At 36.4% G+C, this 15,451-nt stretch carries 19 protein-coding genes; 14 read left to right on the top strand and 5 right to left on the bottom strand.

Annotated elements, in window-relative coordinates; genetic code table 11:
* Positions 1 to 15 precede the first annotated feature (15 nt).
* From ACRPLY_RS02200 to ACRPLY_RS02190, 3 genes are all read left to right on the top strand, one after another.
* On the top strand, positions 16 to 876 hold the full coding sequence (locus ACRPLY_RS02200) for a dimethylarginine dimethylaminohydrolase family protein (RefSeq protein ID WP_034266049.1): 861 nt from the start codon (positions 16 to 18) through the stop codon (positions 874 to 876).
* A gap of 128 nt (positions 877 to 1,004) precedes the next feature.
* The gene (locus ACRPLY_RS02195; protein WP_013056997.1) at positions 1,005 to 1,208 is read left to right on the top strand and encodes an alpha/beta-type small acid-soluble spore protein; all 204 of its coding nucleotides are present in this window, start codon (positions 1,005 to 1,007) and stop codon (positions 1,206 to 1,208) included.
* Positions 1,209 to 1,397: 189 nt separating this feature from the next.
* On the top strand, positions 1,398 to 2,246 hold the full coding sequence (locus ACRPLY_RS02190; protein WP_028413391.1) for a YihY/virulence factor BrkB family protein: 849 nt from the start codon (positions 1,398 to 1,400) through the stop codon (positions 2,244 to 2,246).
* Positions 2,247 to 2,279: 33 nt separating this feature from the next.
* Here the strand turns inward: ACRPLY_RS02190 and ACRPLY_RS02185 are convergent, their stop codons facing one another.
* Positions 2,280 to 2,555, bottom strand: coding sequence for a hypothetical protein (locus ACRPLY_RS02185; RefSeq protein WP_034266052.1), 276 nt, complete (start codon positions 2,553 to 2,555; stop codon positions 2,280 to 2,282).
* Between the two features lie 200 nt (positions 2,556 to 2,755).
* Between ACRPLY_RS02185 and ACRPLY_RS02180 the strand changes: the two genes are divergently transcribed.
* The 5 genes from ACRPLY_RS02180 to ACRPLY_RS02160 all read left to right on the top strand — a co-directional run bounded on the left by ACRPLY_RS02180 (position 2,756) and on the right by ACRPLY_RS02160 (position 7,215).
* Complete coding sequence (locus ACRPLY_RS02180) at positions 2,756 to 3,688, top strand: alpha/beta hydrolase (protein WP_098112591.1); 933 nt, start codon at positions 2,756 to 2,758, stop codon at positions 3,686 to 3,688.
* A 681-nt stretch (positions 3,689 to 4,369) separates the two neighbouring features.
* Positions 4,370 to 4,606 carry a hypothetical protein gene (locus ACRPLY_RS02175; protein WP_325076817.1) on the top strand — a complete coding sequence of 79 codons (237 nt, stop codon included), beginning with the start codon at positions 4,370 to 4,372 and terminating at the stop codon, positions 4,604 to 4,606.
* Between the two features lie 690 nt (positions 4,607 to 5,296).
* On the top strand, positions 5,297 to 5,449 hold the full coding sequence (locus ACRPLY_RS02170) for a hypothetical protein (RefSeq protein ID WP_155017243.1): 153 nt from the start codon (positions 5,297 to 5,299) through the stop codon (positions 5,447 to 5,449).
* A 40-nt stretch (positions 5,450 to 5,489) separates the two neighbouring features.
* The gene (locus ACRPLY_RS02165; protein ID WP_325076818.1) at positions 5,490 to 6,176 is read left to right on the top strand and encodes a hypothetical protein; all 687 of its coding nucleotides are present in this window, start codon (positions 5,490 to 5,492) and stop codon (positions 6,174 to 6,176) included.
* 145 nt (positions 6,177 to 6,321) lie between these two features.
* On the top strand, positions 6,322 to 7,215 hold the full coding sequence (locus ACRPLY_RS02160; RefSeq protein WP_034266057.1) for a helix-turn-helix domain-containing protein: 894 nt from the start codon (positions 6,322 to 6,324) through the stop codon (positions 7,213 to 7,215).
* 369 nt (positions 7,216 to 7,584) lie between these two features.
* Here the strand turns inward: ACRPLY_RS02160 and ACRPLY_RS02155 are convergent, their stop codons facing one another.
* Complete coding sequence (locus ACRPLY_RS02155) at positions 7,585 to 8,118, bottom strand: PIN domain-containing protein (RefSeq protein ID WP_047750993.1); 534 nt, start codon at positions 8,116 to 8,118, stop codon at positions 7,585 to 7,587.
* Between the two features lie 7 nt (positions 8,119 to 8,125).
* Complete coding sequence (locus tag ACRPLY_RS02150; RefSeq protein WP_028413384.1) at positions 8,126 to 8,482, bottom strand: hypothetical protein; 357 nt, start codon at positions 8,480 to 8,482, stop codon at positions 8,126 to 8,128.
* Between the two features lie 430 nt (positions 8,483 to 8,912).
* Here ACRPLY_RS02150 and ACRPLY_RS02145 point away from each other — a divergent pair, with 430 nt between their 5' ends.
* On the top strand, positions 8,913 to 9,890 hold the full coding sequence (locus tag ACRPLY_RS02145) for a ring-cleaving dioxygenase (RefSeq protein WP_028413383.1): 978 nt from the start codon (positions 8,913 to 8,915) through the stop codon (positions 9,888 to 9,890).
* A 98-nt stretch (positions 9,891 to 9,988) separates the two neighbouring features.
* On the opposite strand, the gene ACRPLY_RS02140 is transcribed toward ACRPLY_RS02145, so the two are convergent.
* Positions 9,989 to 10,495: a PCYCGC motif-containing (lipo)protein gene (locus tag ACRPLY_RS02140; RefSeq protein ID WP_028413382.1), complete on the bottom strand. Its 507-nt coding sequence runs from the start codon at positions 10,493 to 10,495 to the stop codon at positions 9,989 to 9,991.
* Positions 10,496 to 10,729: 234 nt separating this feature from the next.
* Here ACRPLY_RS02140 and ACRPLY_RS02135 point away from each other — a divergent pair, with 234 nt between their 5' ends.
* From ACRPLY_RS02135 to ACRPLY_RS02120, 4 genes are all read left to right on the top strand, one after another.
* Positions 10,730 to 11,584 carry an STAS domain-containing protein gene (locus ACRPLY_RS02135; RefSeq protein ID WP_034266072.1) on the top strand — a complete coding sequence of 285 codons (855 nt, stop codon included), beginning with the start codon at positions 10,730 to 10,732 and terminating at the stop codon, positions 11,582 to 11,584.
* Between the two features lie 321 nt (positions 11,585 to 11,905).
* Complete coding sequence (locus tag ACRPLY_RS02130) at positions 11,906 to 12,106, top strand: DUF3311 domain-containing protein (protein ID WP_033578956.1); 201 nt, start codon at positions 11,906 to 11,908, stop codon at positions 12,104 to 12,106.
* Positions 12,103 to 13,596, top strand: coding sequence for a sodium:solute symporter family protein (locus ACRPLY_RS02125; RefSeq protein WP_154988820.1), 1,494 nt, complete (start codon positions 12,103 to 12,105; stop codon positions 13,594 to 13,596). Before ACRPLY_RS02130 ends, ACRPLY_RS02125 begins: the two co-directional genes overlap by 4 nt.
* Before the next feature lie 226 nt (positions 13,597 to 13,822).
* Positions 13,823 to 13,990 carry a Fur-regulated basic protein FbpA gene (locus tag ACRPLY_RS02120; protein ID WP_080754423.1) on the top strand — a complete coding sequence of 56 codons (168 nt, stop codon included), beginning with the start codon at positions 13,823 to 13,825 and terminating at the stop codon, positions 13,988 to 13,990.
* A 235-nt stretch (positions 13,991 to 14,225) separates the two neighbouring features.
* Here ACRPLY_RS02120 and ACRPLY_RS02115 read toward each other — a convergent pair whose 3' ends face one another.
* On the bottom strand, positions 14,226 to 14,819 hold the full coding sequence (locus ACRPLY_RS02115) for an exonuclease domain-containing protein (RefSeq protein ID WP_028413378.1): 594 nt from the start codon (positions 14,817 to 14,819) through the stop codon (positions 14,226 to 14,228).
* A 233-nt stretch (positions 14,820 to 15,052) separates the two neighbouring features.
* Between ACRPLY_RS02115 and ACRPLY_RS02110 the strand changes: the two genes are divergently transcribed.
* Complete coding sequence (locus tag ACRPLY_RS02110) at positions 15,053 to 15,349, top strand: hypothetical protein (RefSeq protein ID WP_028413377.1); 297 nt, start codon at positions 15,053 to 15,055, stop codon at positions 15,347 to 15,349.
* The last annotated feature ends 102 nt before the right edge of the window (positions 15,350 to 15,451 follow it).

Raw genomic sequence — 15,451 nt, 5'->3', positions numbered from 1 at the left:
GGGGGATTTAAAAAGATGCAAATGAAACAGCCAGCTAAAATGACGAATAGTTATGGATGTAAAAATGAGTATGATACATTAAAACGTGTGGTCGTTTGTCCACCTACATATATGAAAATTGAAGAAATTATTAATGAAACACAAAAGCATTATGCGGACGAAAACATTGATGAGAGCTTAGCTTCAAAGCAGCACCGTCAATTTGTCGAATGTCTTCAAAAAGAAGGGATTGAAGTCATCGGACTATCTGCACAAGAGCCATTTCCAGAACAAGTATTTACACGGGATATTGGCTATACGCTCGGAGATACCGTTATTGTCACGAAAATGGGCAGCGAAATTCGAAGCGGAGAAGAACAAGTGCTAGCCGATTGGCTGCAGCAGCAAGGTATTCCTTTCCATCAGGTACCGGACCACTCCATTGAAGGTGGAGATGTGCTGATTGATGGACAAGCTATTTTTATTGCACTCAGCGACCGTACAAGTAAAGAAGGCGTGGAGCATATCCAAGAGCTGCTTCCAGCGTATGAGGTTGTTCCGATTCCTATTGATCGGTCTTATCTTCATCTTGATTGTGTGTTAAATATTTTATCACCTACAGAAGCGCTTGTATTTTCACCCGCTTTACATGAGAAAGAATTAAATTTACTTCGCATGAAATATGACTTAATTGAAGTAACAAAAGAAGAGCAGTTTACGATGGGAACCAATGTATTATCCATCGGTAATCAACGGGTGATCAGTCTGCCAATAAATACAGAAGTGAATGAAGAGTTAAGGAAACGAGGCTATAAAGTGATTGAAGTTGATATATCTGAAATTATTAAGTCCGGCGGTTCTTTCCGCTGCTGCACAATGCCTCTTGAACGAGTGTAGAAAAGCTTAAAAAGAAAAAAAGATCTCGGCGATAGCCAGGGATCTTTTTTTTTGAAGGATGTTGTATAAAATTTCAAGTGAAAGGAACATTAACCTATATAAGCTGTTGAAGGAAAGGAGTGATAAACATGGCAAATCGTAATCCTATTTTAGTTCAAGGTGCTGAACAGCTTCTTGATCAGTTAAAAACGGAAATCGCGGGAAGACTTAACGTTCAGCTTGGCGCTGAGCAGACGGCTCGCGCAAATGGTTCTGTTGGTGGAGAAATGACGAAGCATCTTGTTGCAATGGCGCAGCAGCAATTAAGCGGTGCACAAGGACACATTCGCTAGTCTGCTCTACATAAACACTTTGATGAAAAGTTCTGGCTCTTTTGAGCCGGAACTTTTTTTGTGTAGGAAACATCATTCTACTTTCTCATGGTCGCTTGATTTGAGATTTTGCTCGAAATTCTCCACTTTCAAGGTTGAAAAGTGCATAAAATGGGAAAAGAACAAAAAAAGAGAAAGTAGAGGTTTATCATGAAAAAGCTATTATCATTTGGAAAAAGTCTTGGTAAAGAAATTCAAGAAGACCAAGCAACGGGACTAGCGGCTGAGCAAGCCTATTATTATATGCTATCATTATTCCCTATGCTTATTTTACTGATATCGATTGTTCCGTATCTATCGATTAAACCGGAAGAGGCAATCGATCTTCTTCAAAGCGTTATGCCGGGAGAAACGGCTGCAATCTTTAAAGATAACGTAGCTCAATTTGTGAGCCAACCAAACGGCGGGTTACTGACTGTAGGGATTTTAGGAACCATTTGGTCCGCTTCAAACGGTATGAACGCCTTTATTCGTGCAATGAACCAAGCCTACGACGTGAAAGAACAGCGCTCGTTTATTAAAGTAAGAGGCTTGTCCATTCTTTTAACAATTGGATTAATTGTAACAATTGTTGTATCGCTTCTTTTACCAGTGTTCGGAGGGGTTTTGTTAAATTGGATAAGCGAATGGTTTTCTCTTCCTTCAGGTACAACAGTGGTTTTAAATATTCTGCGCTGGATTGTTGGTGTCGGCACTATGGTACTTGTTTTATCCGTATTATACAGATTAGCGCCAAATAAAACATTTCCTTTTGCTCACGTATGGCCCGGAGCACTCGCTGCTACGCTGCTATGGCAGCTGACATCTTTAGGGTTCTCATTTTACGTAAGCAACTTTGGCAATTATTCTGCTACTTATGGAAGTTTAGGAGGCGTAATTGTTCTGATGCTTTGGCTATTTTTAACGGGGTTAATTCTCGTCATTGGAGGAGAGATTAATGCTATTTATCACCGAAACAAAACGGCTGCACCTCCTAAAGATACGTCTCAGGCGATGTAATAAAAAAGGAAACCTTTATAAAGGTTTCCTTTTTTAACGTTTAAAGCTATTAACAAGCTGTTTAAATGAGTTGGCTGTATATTTGACCGAATCTTTTTTGTACTGTATATCCGTTTTAATCGCTGCTTGTGTTACTTTTAAATGGTTTGTTTTTTCTTTAATATGATCAGTTTCGTTTTGAAGATGTTGAGAAGTGGCGTTTACAGAGTTCACAGTTGGCTTGATTTTTTTATTAAATGATACGCCTGCGTAAATAAGATACGCAAGTGATGCCAAAACAACAGCTAAGCTTATATAAACAATAATCATCATTGTGCCTCCTTCGTACGTATTTATATTTATATAGGTGAGAATAAAATATATACGAATATCATCCTCTTTATTTAATTGTTATACCCATTTTTAATTAAAACAAACAAAAGCCTGCCGAGAAGACAATATATTGGATTTTTTCTGAAATTTCATTCATCATTACATATAGAGTTACCTTGAAAGGAGAGAGAAGAAAAATGCCGTTAGATCCGCATATTCAAATATTTCTAAATCAATATAACGAAATGCCCCGTCCTTCTTTAGAGGACGTTACACCCCTGCAGCTGAGGGAAATGGAAAAAATGTCTTTAACTCCTTCTAAAGAAGCAGTTAAAAAAGTATATAATGAAGAAATCCAATTAAATGAACGTACCCTCACTATACGAGTGTATGAGCCTGAAGGAACAGGGCCATTTCCCGCTCTTGTTTATTATCACGGAGGAGGCTGGGTATTAGGAAGCCTGGATACTCATGACTCCATATGCAGGTCGTATGCAAATGAAACAAACTGTATTGTAGTGTCTGTTGATTACCGCCTTGCTCCTGAGAGTAAATTTCCCGCTGCGGTGAACGATGCCTATGACGCCTTGGAGTGGATTTCAGCTCACGCTTTTCAATTAAATATTGATTCAAACAAAATTGCCGTTGGAGGAGATAGTGCCGGTGGCAACCTTGCTGCGGTTGCAAGCATTTTAGCAAAACAAAGACAAGGTCCATCCATTGTTCATCAGCTGCTTATTTATCCATCTGTAGGATTTAAAAATCAGCACCCTGCATCTATGAAAGAAAATGCCGAAGGATATCTTCTTTCAAAAGATCTTATGGATTGGTTTCGCCTTCAGTACTTAAATAATAAAGAAGAAGAACAGCATCCCTATAACGCTCCGGTATTACTAGAAGATTTATCGAGCCTGCCGAGCGCTACCATTCTTACAGCACAGTACGACCCTCTAAGAGATAGCGGAAAAGACTACGCGGACGCATTAAAAAATCATGGTGTTCCCGTCACCTACGAAAATTATGAAACAATGATTCACGGGTTTTTAGGGTTTCATGAATTTGTTCCACTCGCTCAGCAGGCGATCAATAAAAGCGCAGCTCAACTGCGTCAAGTATTTGATTCTATTTAAGGATATATAGTGTCATAAATCATATAAACTCGAAAAGAACAGCACATTGATGTGCTGTTCTTTTCTGTATTTGGAGGGAGAAAAGGTTAAAAAGAGTTTCAAAAAAATAGCCTATTATCTCTTTTAAAGTTATTTCAATGTTATAAATAAAGACAATGTTATAGAAGTTATTGAAAATGATGCTTCACAATAAAAGAAAAGATTTCATATCTTAATGAAGGTTTTTTACAAGTTGAAACAAAGTAGGTGATTAAATGTTCTATTCTAATTTTTATACTCCTTTTAACTATGCTTTCTACCCTTATTTCATGCCTTCTTTTGGACGTCCTACTGGATATGTACTGAATTCTAGTGGTGAAGTTGACAGTTGGTGGGGAAATTATCCGTTAGGGTATCCTGCGAAAGCTCCAAAATTTTTGGGTGGGGGGCAGACGCCTATTTCAGGACCTGCAATACCATTCAGTTTCAGGGGTTATTATTGAACTGATTACAAGGGTTACTGCCGTAAAAGGTAAGAAAGATACCTACAAAATTAAAGCAGTATTTAAAGCGACTGAAAGAGATGATATTTAATTCAGTCGAGAAAGTCAATCATAGGGTCGACTTTTTATTTTAGGTAATTAACAAGTTTGATTTGGTTAATGAAGAGAAAATAATAAGTAACTAAAAGGAGGTGGAGTTATGGATTATGAACAAAAAGATTATTATATCAGTGCAAAAGAAAATGAGTATTATAAAGTAATAAATGTAGTAGGTCATATGTTAGAGAAAGCACAAAGTAATAATAAATATCCAGTATGGGGCGAAAAACTAAGAACTGAGCTAAAAGAAAGTGCTGGTAATAACCTTACTCCATGGCATTTTAATATGATAATATCCACACTTTTAGATTATGTACCTGAAGAAGTAAAAAAATAAATCTAATGCTAAGTCACTCTGAAGAGTGGCTTTTTATTATATCTATAGTATGCAAATTAAAATATGTGCTAAATAATAAATGGTAAAAAAGGTGGCTAAACAACATGCCTAAGAAGCCATCTAAGATATATAACACAGAGGAATGTCGTCAATTAGCTTATGATACATATTGTGACAAGTGCAAAAAAGATAATCATTAAGAGTACAAGGAACAGAGAGTAGATAAGGAAGGGAAAGCCTTTTAATCTAGTAACCCATGAATTAAATTATGCAATAGGAAGAAGAGATTAAATCCTTTAGATGAAGTCTGTCTTGAAGAAGGCAGGTGTACTCCTATTGAAATAGCCTATCACCTTATAGAAGTTAAAGAGGATTGGAGTAAAACTCATAGAGTGATCGTAAAGCACATCACCATAAGGTTCACTTTGGTGTAGATGGTAAGAAGTACACGAAGATTAAGAAGATAAGAGAACCTATTAGAGAATGCTTATTTACAGAAAAGCAAGTAAAAGAATTATTAAAAGCTATAGAAAGTATAATGATGGATTACATTAATTATAGGAAAGAAAATGCAGAGAATGAGAATGATTCAAAAAGAAAATTATCGAAAAACTGATAAGGGAAATAATTGAATATATAAAAAAATAACCTTTTTCGTGATATTATTTACTCGTTAAGGGGCTGTGTGTTGTGAATGAACAATTAAAACCTGAGGAAATTAGCATAGAAGTTAAACTTGAGCTTCTAAAGATATGTAATGACGTAATGAACAATATAGGGACCCCTAAAGAATTAATTAAGGACTTAGAAAAATTAGTTAGTCAAATCAATTTATCAGTTTAATGTAACACTCCATACAGAGAAAAGTTAAGGGGAGAATGCTGTGAAAAAGTTGTTAGTTGGTAGCATTTTGTTGTCTTTGAGTTTCACTATGGGAGCATGTGACCAAGGGGAAGAGAAGAACGGTGAGAATTCTAAGGAAGAAACTGCTGTAAAGCCAGAAAAAAAGACTAATGAAAGAGAATTAAATAAGAAATCTGAATCTCAACAAATTCAAGATGAACAGAAAGATTTACGTGCCTACGCTACAAAAGTTGAAGTAGAAAGAAAGGCTAAGGAATTAGCAGAACAAAAAGTAAAAGAAGAAGCGGAAGCTAAACGACAAGTAGAAATAGCCGAACAACAAAGACAACAAAAGATTGCCGAAGAACAACGTATAGCAGCTGAACAAGCAGAGCAAAAGAAGGAAGCGGAATCTCCAGTTAGTCAAGAAACAATCGATAATTATGAAGCAAATCAAGCTGAAACATGGGCTGAAGAGGCTGAGATTGAGGAGGAACTGAATAAGGAAGAAGAAAGATTAGCTAAAGAACAGGCAGAACAAGAAGCATATGAAGCTCAAATCATTGCTGAACAAGATGCTAATTTCTCCGATGAAGCAAAGGAACAGATTCAAAAAGAAATTGATGAAGAAGGATATAGTCAAACATCATACTATTGCGATCAAGTTATGACTGCTGTACAAAGAGGGGATATGACTAAAGAAGAAGCTGGAGGTTGTTTGAAATAATTTAATTATAATTTCAAGAATTTCCTTTGGAATTATTTTCTTATTTCTATTGATAAAAAAACTACCTAAATGGTACAATAGACTTATAAAAACATAATGGAATGTTGTTTTCACAGAGTTCATTGACATTAAGTAAGGTGATTTTTTGAATGATAAAAAACAAGTAGGTCAGCTGATTCAAGATCTGCGAAAGATTGCGGAAATGACAACTGTCGAGTTATCAGAAGGAATTTGTACAGAAGAAGAGCTACATCGATTTGAACAAGGTGAAATTCATGCAAGCAGTGAAGTTCTCTATCATTTATCGAAACGCTTAGGGGTTCCGATGAATTATTTCTTTGAAGCAGGAGAGCTAACGCCCAACGATTATTCAAAAGAAATTAAATCGACCATTAGGCATTATATACGAAAACGCGATTATGAAACTGTGTTACATATGGTGGATAAAGAAAAAGATAATCCTATGTTTCAAGATCCTTTTCACGCACAATTTTTCCTATGGCACGAAGCCATATGTGATTATTATATTGGAAATAAATTTGAACAAGCGCTTCGTAAATTGGAAAAAGCGATTGCGTTCACGCGTACGAGCGAACAGTTTTATTCAGAGAAAGAGATTGCTATTTTAAATAGTATTGCCATTATTTACGAAGAAGAAGGTCATTTAAAAAAAGCGTTCAGTACGTTTATGGAAGGATTGCAGCATATTGCTTTGCTTCCTAAGTTAAAAGATCCTCTTGTCAAAATTCGAATTTTATATGGATTATCACATGCGCTTTTGCAAATGGAACGTTATGAAAAGTCGGTTAAATATGCACAAGCAGGACTAGAGCTGTGTATTCAGCATGAGACGCTTTATTTATTAGGAGAACTGCACTATCAAATTGGAGAAGCACTCTGTCAGCTTGGTGAGCTTAAAGAAGGAATAGCTTACCTAGAAAAAGCTATTACTGTTTTTGAAATTGAGCAAAATGAAGCGTTTGTGACCATTATTAAAGAAGAGATGTCTAAATATCAAGAAACAAAAAAGAAGAGCTGACAGCTCTTCTTTTTTTATCTCCAATACACTGGGTGTGGGTAAAACGGACGAGGACGAGGGTAAAAGTAAGGGGGGTGGTAATAAATGGGACGTGGGTAAGGGTAAGGATAAAATGGACGTGGGCGAGGATATGGATAATAACCATAAGGGAATCTTTCTTCAGTTTCCTGGGGATTGGAATAATAATCATAGCCATATTGATACTCTTCTAAAGGTTGTTCCGGGTAATATGGGTAATTCACTCTTTTCACCGCCTAAGTTTTTATGCTTTTTACTGTATTCAATATAGAAAGAATTGGAGTATGTACCCATCAAACTTTTAATTTGAAAAAGGCGGGAGACAAGGAGTATTTTGAAAGCAAAAACAAATTAACTTTCCTTCTCGTTTTCTTGTAAGTTATCAGCACCGGGAAGGTTGGGAGGTTCAAAGCTTTTAATAAAAGAAGCGTAAGCAATCGTGTCTTTAATAGGATTTACATAAGATAATGGTTGACCTCGGTAGCTGAAATTAAATGTAATCCAAGCAAAATCTTTATTATTGTTGGAAATTAGTTTTGCATTATGTATAAAAGCAGATGCGGCAATCATCGCATCCGGGCCTTTAATTTTTTTATTTGATTCTATTTTGGCTTTTCTGCGAATTTGAGCTGCTAGCTGTGCAATTTCACTTGTAACGTCTACAATCTTATCGGTCATATCGTAAATATAATGATTTTTTACTGCTTTGACTTGAGGATTTGTTTCTACTTCCCAATGCGACAGAAGTTCCATTTGTACAACGGTAGGCATTAAAAATTCCGTATTATTTGAAATAAGTTCATTAATATATTCCACAACTTCTGGATAATTAAGCGCATGTGAAGCCCAAATGTTTGTATCAATGATTACTTTTTCACCCAACACAAATCGTTCACTCCTCTCTACTAGCCATGCGCACGAGCTCTTCTAACCCAAAAGGTGAGTAAAGAGCCGCGGATTCTGAAAGCTGATTGCTTAATAGAAGCTTTTCGTATTTAGTTAATCTAGTTTTGGCAGATTTTATGAGCCTTTCTTGTGTGCCGTTTACCACTTGATCTTTTTTATCATACGTGCGTAGAACTTTATTTTGAGGTTTATATTTAAGATTTTTTTTATTCACAGGGGGTGAGGAAGGTGGTTGCGGTGAGGGTTTTGTGTAAATTTTTCCATTTATTTTTATTTTGAAGTGCTTCTGAACTTCCTTGCTGTACGTTCCTTTTTTGTCATCTACCAAGCGCTGTGCTTTCATGATATCCCTGCCTTTTATATAAATTTATATAGTATATGTGATGAAGTTTTTTCTTACTATTCCTTTTATATAAAAAGATTAAAAAAGTTAGCTGCCGGGAGTTATTGAATTAATTGATGTTTGCCTGTTGGGTGATGATCTCAGCCAATACCGGACAAAGGTTTAAAAACATGATATCGTGTAAGAGAAATAAATTAGTATAGGTTAGAGAAGGGACTAGGCAACAATACGGTGTTTTATTACCGATTTGGTCCGTCCTCATTTATGAGATTTTGCTAAAATGTAAAAACCTACATATTTCCTTCCGAGATCATCCATACTTTATTGACAAAGGAAAATTAATCATGGTATATTATCTTTAATTAAAGATATTTAAATTAAAGATAAATAACGAATGATAAACTAGACGATTTATCCGGAGGAATGTAGAATGAACCACTTAAAAGGAATACACCACGTAACGGCTATTACGAGCAGCGCAGAAAAGAATTATGAATTTTTCACCTATGTGTTAGGCATGCGCTTAGTAAAAAAAACGGTCAATCAAGATGATATTCAAACGTATCATTTGTTTTTCGCAGATGATAAAGGCAGTGCCGGAACGGACATGACTTTTTTTGATTTTCCAGGAATTCCAAAAGGTTCTCACGGAACAAATGAAATTTCAAAAACATCTTTCCGCGTTCCAAATGATGAGGCTTTAGACTATTGGGTAAAGCGCTTTGATCGCTTAGAAGTGAAGCATACGGGGATTCAAGAGCTATTTGGGAAAAAGACGCTTTCGTTTGTTGATTTTGATGATCAGCAGTATCAGTTAATTTCCGATGAAGGAAATCAAGGAGTTGAATCAGGCACTCCTTGGCAAAAAGGTCCTGTACCTCTTCAATACGCTATTACGGGACTCGGTCCTATCTTTATTCGTATCGCCGAGTTTAATTACTTTAAAGAAATGATGGAAAAAGTCCTTTTATTTAAAGAGATTGCTCAAGAAGGAAATCTCCATCTATTTGAAGTAGGAGAAGGGGGAAACGGTGCGCAAGTAGTAGTCGAACACAACGAAAAACTTCCGCAGGCTCAGCAAGGTTTTGGAACGGTTCATCACGTTGCTTTTCGCGTAGAAAATCGACAGGCTCTTGAAGAATGGATTAACCGAATGCCAAGCTTCGGTTTCCATACGTCTGGTTATGTGAATCGTCACTTTTTTGAATCGTTGTATGCAAGAGTGGCTCCGCAAATTTTATTTGAATTTGCGACAGATGGACCAGGATTTATGGGAGATGAACCTTACGAAACGCTCGGAGAAAAATTATCACTTCCTCCATTTTTAGAGCCAAAACGTGCAGAAATTGAGAAGCTCGTGCGTCCGATTGATACAGTAAGAAGTACAAAAGAGTTTGTGAAAGAATAGTACACAAAAAACACTCAAATAGCTATTTGAGTGTTTTTTGATGTTTTCTACTTTTACATATATCTGTCGCGAATGTTTACTTGAACAATGCCAATGTTCTACAAGGAAGGAGTAGGAGTGGGTTGTGCATAGCCTTCCTTATATTTTTCATCGATGTCTTTGCGAATATCTTTTATTGATTTGCCTCGGTTATAGTCGAGCATAGCTTTAGCTGCAATTTCTATACACAATCCGCATTTTGTTCCATGATCATCCCAGACAACTGCTCCATTTCTTTTGTTTTTAAAAATAAAGCAGTCATAGCTATTTTTGTGATTCGCTTCCATGCCACATCCACAGTAGCAAGGGATTTTTTCAAGTAGTTCACGATTTTTAGCAACGGATAGATAAACTAGCTTCATGTCTTTAGGCTGGTTCTTCAAAAACTGTGGTAAAACATCTGCTCCTGGAGTCTCTTCGCGAATATCAGCAACTGCAGCTTTATGATGTTCATGACCTGAATGTGCAGAAGAGTTTGTAGCAGAAGAAGTTGTTGTATTGTTTGAGCAAGCTGATAATCCAATACTTGTAGCCAGAAGCCCCAACAAAATAATTGATTTTTTCAATACAATTAACATCCTTTCATGTCAAAATAAATGATAGTTTCATCATACACGGCAGTTTATCTATGTAGATAATCAAATACCTGCTTGTTTATATCTAATTCTCTATAAGTATGCAGAGCGGTTATCGTGTATGATAGAGATGGACGAGGAAAAAACATGAAGCATGAATTTCTCATAAGGTGCGTTTTGTAAGTGATTGTACAGAAGGAGAAAGTGAACGGAGGTTAAACAGTAGTGAGTGAACAAAATCAACGTCTTTTTGAATATATTTTAGAGAATTCAGCCTCTATCAGTGAAGAATGGCTGCGCCAAAGAAGTAATATTAAAGGATCGATTTACTCAAAGGACGCAGACGCATCAGTTGAGAAAAAGCTGCGCGAGCAGCATCGTTATACAATCGAAACAATTGCGAGCGGCTTTCTTGACGATCAAGAGATTTTTAAACAACGTATGATGAAATGGACGACGGAAGTAGTAAACAGCAGAATTAAATTTGATACGCCGATTTACGAAGTAGTAGAAGCGCTAAGCAAAACAAGAAAAATTATTTGGACATATGTCAAAACATATAGCCTGATACATTCATCTATTACAAAAGAAGATATACTGTCTTGGAGTGAAGTTTATCATACAACATTTGATAAACTCATTAATGAATTTTCCGAACAGTATTATAAAATCACAAGGCAAAAAATAAGTCTTCAGCAAGAGCTAATCGACGAAACGAGTTTTCCTGTTATTCCAATTGTAGACCACATCGCGGTCTTGCCTTTGGTAGGGCTTATTGATGAAATCAAAGGTGATTCTATTATCGAGGTTGTTCCAAAAAGGTGTGCAGAAAAACATATAAGGCATTTAGTCATTGACTTATCGGGTGTAAATTATGTAGATACGTATGTCGCTCACAAATTTTTTGATTTGATTAACATTTTGCAGCTGCTAGGCATCCATGCGATTATGTCAGGAGTGAGTCCTGACATGGCTCAGACGGCTGTTAATGTAGGAATCAGTTTTAATAAAATTGAAACGTTCGGACATTTAAAGCAAGCGCTCTCTTCGCTTGGTGTAAAGAAAAAAGAAGAAGAATAAAGTATAGAAATGCTAGATCGAAACGGAACTGTTTGAGACCTTTACTTTCAGTTCCGTTTTTTTGTTTGTCTATATTCTGTATATAAAAATATGAAATAATATTCTGCTGCATTCAAAATTTTGTAAGCATGTCTTACAAACTCCTTTTCATATGGGGACAAATGGAAGATACTAAGGAGCAAACAAACGGCGGTTTTCTATGACAAACGTCTCGTTTAGCTCAAGAATGGAGGTGTAAAGAGAAGAATAAGAGAAGTACATAATGAGATAGTTAAAGCCTTAGATAAGTACTGATAAGCCGTGTGATTAAGGAGGAGTTCTATGAAAATAATTTATCTTCTTTGCCTGCTTCCGTTTGTAGGAATATTAGGTTTATTGCCTTTCGTTAACAAAGTGACTCCGTTTATTTTAGGGATGCCTTTTTTTCTTTTTTGGATTGTTATGTGGGTAATCCTTACATCTTTTATTATGGGTATTGTGTACAAGCTCGATCCTGCTGTTAAAGGAGGAGATAAACAATGAATACCGCACTGATTATTATTTTCGGTTTTTTACTTTTAGCTATTTATCTTGGAATTCGAGCTACGCGGGGCAAAAAAATGGATTTAGAGCAGTGGAGCGTAGGGGGCAGAGGTTTTGGAACCGTTTTTGTCTTCTTTTTGATGGCGGGTGAAATCTATACTACTTTTACGTTTCTAGGTGGAAGCGCTTGGGCATATGGGAAAGGAGGGCCGGCGTTTTATATTTTAGCCTATATTTCTTTAGCGTACGTGTTAGGGTATTGGATTGGTCCGCAAATATGGCGATATGCGAAGCAGCATAAGCTCATGTCTCAGCCGGATTTTTTTGTTTCAAAATACAAAAGTCCGTTTCTTGGTATCGTTGTTTCATGTGCAGGGGTGCTGGCAATTGTTCCTTATATTATTTTACAATTCAAAGGCCTAGGCATTATTGTATCTGAAGCTTCTTATGGCTCTATCTCTTCAACTGCAGCCATTTGGATTGGAGCCATATCATTAACGGTTTACTTAATGATATCAGGCATACATGGTTCCGCTTGGACGGCTATTGTGAAAGATATTATGATTTTTATTGTTGTCTTATTTTTAGGAATATATATGCCGTTTCATTACTACGGAGGCTTACAGCCAATGTTTGAGGCTGTGCATCAAGCAAATCCAACGTTTCTTACTCTTCCCAAGACAGGTCTAAGTATTTCGTGGTTTATTTCTACAGTCATGCTGACCGTATTAGGATTTTACATGTGGCCGCATACGTTTAATGCAACGTATTCAGCTGAAAACGAGAATGTATTTAGAAAGAATTCTATTATAAGTCCTATTTATACGTTAATGCTGCTTTTTGTCTTTTTTGTAGGGTTTACTGCTCTTATGCAGGTACCTGGACTACAAGGCGCAGAAGCGGACTTGTCACTGCTTCGTCTTTCCATTCAAACATTTGACCCGTGGATTGTCGGCTTTATTGGCGCAGCTGGTTTATTAACAGCGCTTGTGCCTGGATCGATGCTCTTGATGGCAGCTTCTACGTCACTATCTAAGAACGTTTACGGCGTGCTTGTTCCCTCAGCGACGGGCAAACAAATTTCGATACTGGCTAAATGCTTCGTACCAGTCATTGCGCTTGTTTCAGTCTATTTTACACTTCATGGAGGGAATACAATTGTAACGCTTTTACTAATGGGCTACAGCATTGTGACGCAGCTGTTTCCTGCTTTTATTTTTAGTTTAATGAAAAACAATATCGTGACTAAATACGGGGCGTGTGCAGGTATTGTTGCCGGCATTGCGTCTGTGATGTATATAACGATTACTGAAACAACGCTTGGCACGTTGTTTCCTGCGTTGCCACAAATCATTAAAGATACAAATGTCGGCGTCATTTCTTTATTTATTAATTTAGTTGTATTAATGGTGGTTAGTTTAGCAACAAAAAAAATCGCCTCACAGCCGCATTTTGAAAGCGGGGCAGTAGATGGCAAACAGATTTTATGAAAATCTTTTTCCAATTGCGTTTTAAGAACATCATGAAGGGTATAAAAGTAGTGCATCACCAAAATGTTCAATATGGCTGCAAGACGTAAGCAGCCTTCTCGATAAAATGTAACGATTGCGTTGTTTTTAAACATAGGTAACGAGTGTGAAAAGCAACAAGACGTATGCCACAAGCGGTGTACGTCTTTTCTATGAAAGATATTCACCTAAAAAAGGAGATGATAACATGACATCTGAAAAAGCATTTGAGCAAAAGAAAGATCTTTTAATGAATCAAATTATTGAATCGGGTTACTTTAAAGCAGAAGACGGGAGACATTTGTACGAATTGAATTTAAGTGAACTAGAACAAACGCATCACGACCTTCAAAGCCAAAAGGTAAGAGAAGTATAATTTGAATCTTCTAGATTATTAGCAATTCAGCTGATTTCGTATATGTCTGTAAACACCAGCTGTTCAGTTTGTTCCTCCGCGATTTTTTGGTTTGAAAGCAGGCACTTTTCTTTTTCTTCCAGTGCGTTTACAACCTCGCTGTTTACAACCATATTCCTCAAACATATAACTCAACACTTAAGAAATAGGCAAATAAAAACAAAAAAAGCGCAGAAGCTGCGCTTTTTTTATTAAGTTAAAAACGAGTGGAAGCCGCTGTTTTTTTAGGTTTGCTCATTGCTTTTTTTAATACTTCAGAAAAATAGGGCTCTCCGCTAGGATTTTGCTGTCTTAGCAAGTCAATGGTTCCTTTCACGTCATCCATAGCTCTGTGAGCGTTCTCTCTCTCAATCTTATGATGGTCAAGAAGTGTTGTTAGTTTTTTATTAGGAAAGCCGTACTCTTTCCATTTGACAGCACGCATAGAGCAGTGCCATTTTTGGTTAAATAAAGATGGATACCGTTTTAAAAGAAAACTGCGATCGAAAGAAGCATTATGAGCGATGATAGCCGAAACGCTAGTTAACAATGATTCCACTTTTTTATCGTCTAATGTTTTATTTTTGACCATCTCATTTGTAATTCCCGTTAAGTTTGTAATGTACGGGAAAATGGGAGTTGAAGGCATATTAAATTCTTCATATTCTTCTACAATGTCGATTATTTCTCCGGTAGAAGAATCATAAGAAACAACAGCAATTGCCAGTTCGATAATATCGCATGTTTGAGCACTTAATCCCGTTGTTTCAACATCTAAAACGGCTGCTAATTTCACTTGTTCAGTTGACAACTCGTCGCCCTCCCTTTCTATTTATCATTCTATTAGCTTATCATTTTTTAACAGAAAACGTTAGTAAAAAAGATGAGCAAGCATGTACACGGGTTTATTTTATACGCCCACGTGGAAAAGGAATTTACTTTTTTAAAGGAGATGACGATAGCAAAGGAGAATAGTAATATTTACTCATCTAAATTAAGTCTTCATTGAAAATAATGAAATGAAGGAAGAAGGGGATCGTTATCATGCAATTGCTGTATATGGTACTTTTTCTTGTCTTAATTTTTTGGGGAATTACATCTTTTATTCATTACAGGAATCAAACTATTAAAGTTCGTTTGAACAAACATTATACGAATGCAGTAGAATGGATTGAAGCTGTTAAACAAGAGCTGGAAAAGCAAGGGAAATCCGTGAGTTATGAAGGGGATTTCTTGTTTAAAATTGATGAAAAACCTTATGAAATCGCAGCGCGCAATATGTCTATTTGGAGCACGTCGCTCTATCATATCTTGCTGCATCGTCAAAAAGAACATTCTTAAATTTACTTGCATACAAAGGTTATCACTTCTCGTCTATCGAGAAGTGATTTTTTTATCTTTCTGTATCCATAATGGGGAATTTTTTGTTTTTATATAATAGTA

The sequence above is a fragment of the Priestia sp. TGN 0903 genome, from assembly GCF_050846855.1.
Taxonomy (GTDB): domain Bacteria; phylum Bacillota; class Bacilli; order Bacillales; family Bacillaceae_H; genus Priestia; species Priestia zanthoxyli.
Note: the sequence above shows the minus strand (reverse complement) of the source record. Positions and strands in the feature narration are given on the sequence as shown.

Excerpts from the sequence above, each read along its gene's own strand:
- ACRPLY_RS02110 (WP_028413377.1), top strand. The coding sequence starts at position 15,053 with ATGCAATTGCTGTATATGGTACTTTTTCTTGTCTTAATTTTTTGGGGA.
- ACRPLY_RS02150 (WP_028413384.1), bottom strand. The coding sequence starts at position 8,482 with ATGAAAGCACAGCGCTTGGTAGATGACAAAAAAGGAACGTACAGCAAG.
- ACRPLY_RS02185 (WP_034266052.1), bottom strand. The coding sequence starts at position 2,555 with ATGATTATTGTTTATATAAGCTTAGCTGTTGTTTTGGCATCACTTGCG.
- ACRPLY_RS02200 (WP_034266049.1), top strand. The coding sequence starts at position 16 with ATGCAAATGAAACAGCCAGCTAAAATGACGAATAGTTATGGATGTAAA.
- ACRPLY_RS02175 (WP_325076817.1), top strand. The coding sequence starts at position 4,370 with ATGGATTATGAACAAAAAGATTATTATATCAGTGCAAAAGAAAATGAG.
- ACRPLY_RS02145 (WP_028413383.1), top strand. The coding sequence starts at position 8,913 with ATGAACCACTTAAAAGGAATACACCACGTAACGGCTATTACGAGCAGC.
- ACRPLY_RS02180 (WP_098112591.1), top strand. The coding sequence starts at position 2,756 with ATGCCGTTAGATCCGCATATTCAAATATTTCTAAATCAATATAACGAA.
- ACRPLY_RS02120 (WP_080754423.1), top strand. The coding sequence starts at position 13,823 with ATGACATCTGAAAAAGCATTTGAGCAAAAGAAAGATCTTTTAATGAAT.
- ACRPLY_RS02190 (WP_028413391.1), top strand. The coding sequence starts at position 1,398 with ATGAAAAAGCTATTATCATTTGGAAAAAGTCTTGGTAAAGAAATTCAA.
- ACRPLY_RS02125 (WP_154988820.1), top strand. The coding sequence starts at position 12,103 with ATGAATACCGCACTGATTATTATTTTCGGTTTTTTACTTTTAGCTATT.
- ACRPLY_RS02130 (WP_033578956.1), top strand. The coding sequence starts at position 11,906 with ATGAAAATAATTTATCTTCTTTGCCTGCTTCCGTTTGTAGGAATATTA.
- ACRPLY_RS02195 (WP_013056997.1), top strand. The coding sequence starts at position 1,005 with ATGGCAAATCGTAATCCTATTTTAGTTCAAGGTGCTGAACAGCTTCTT.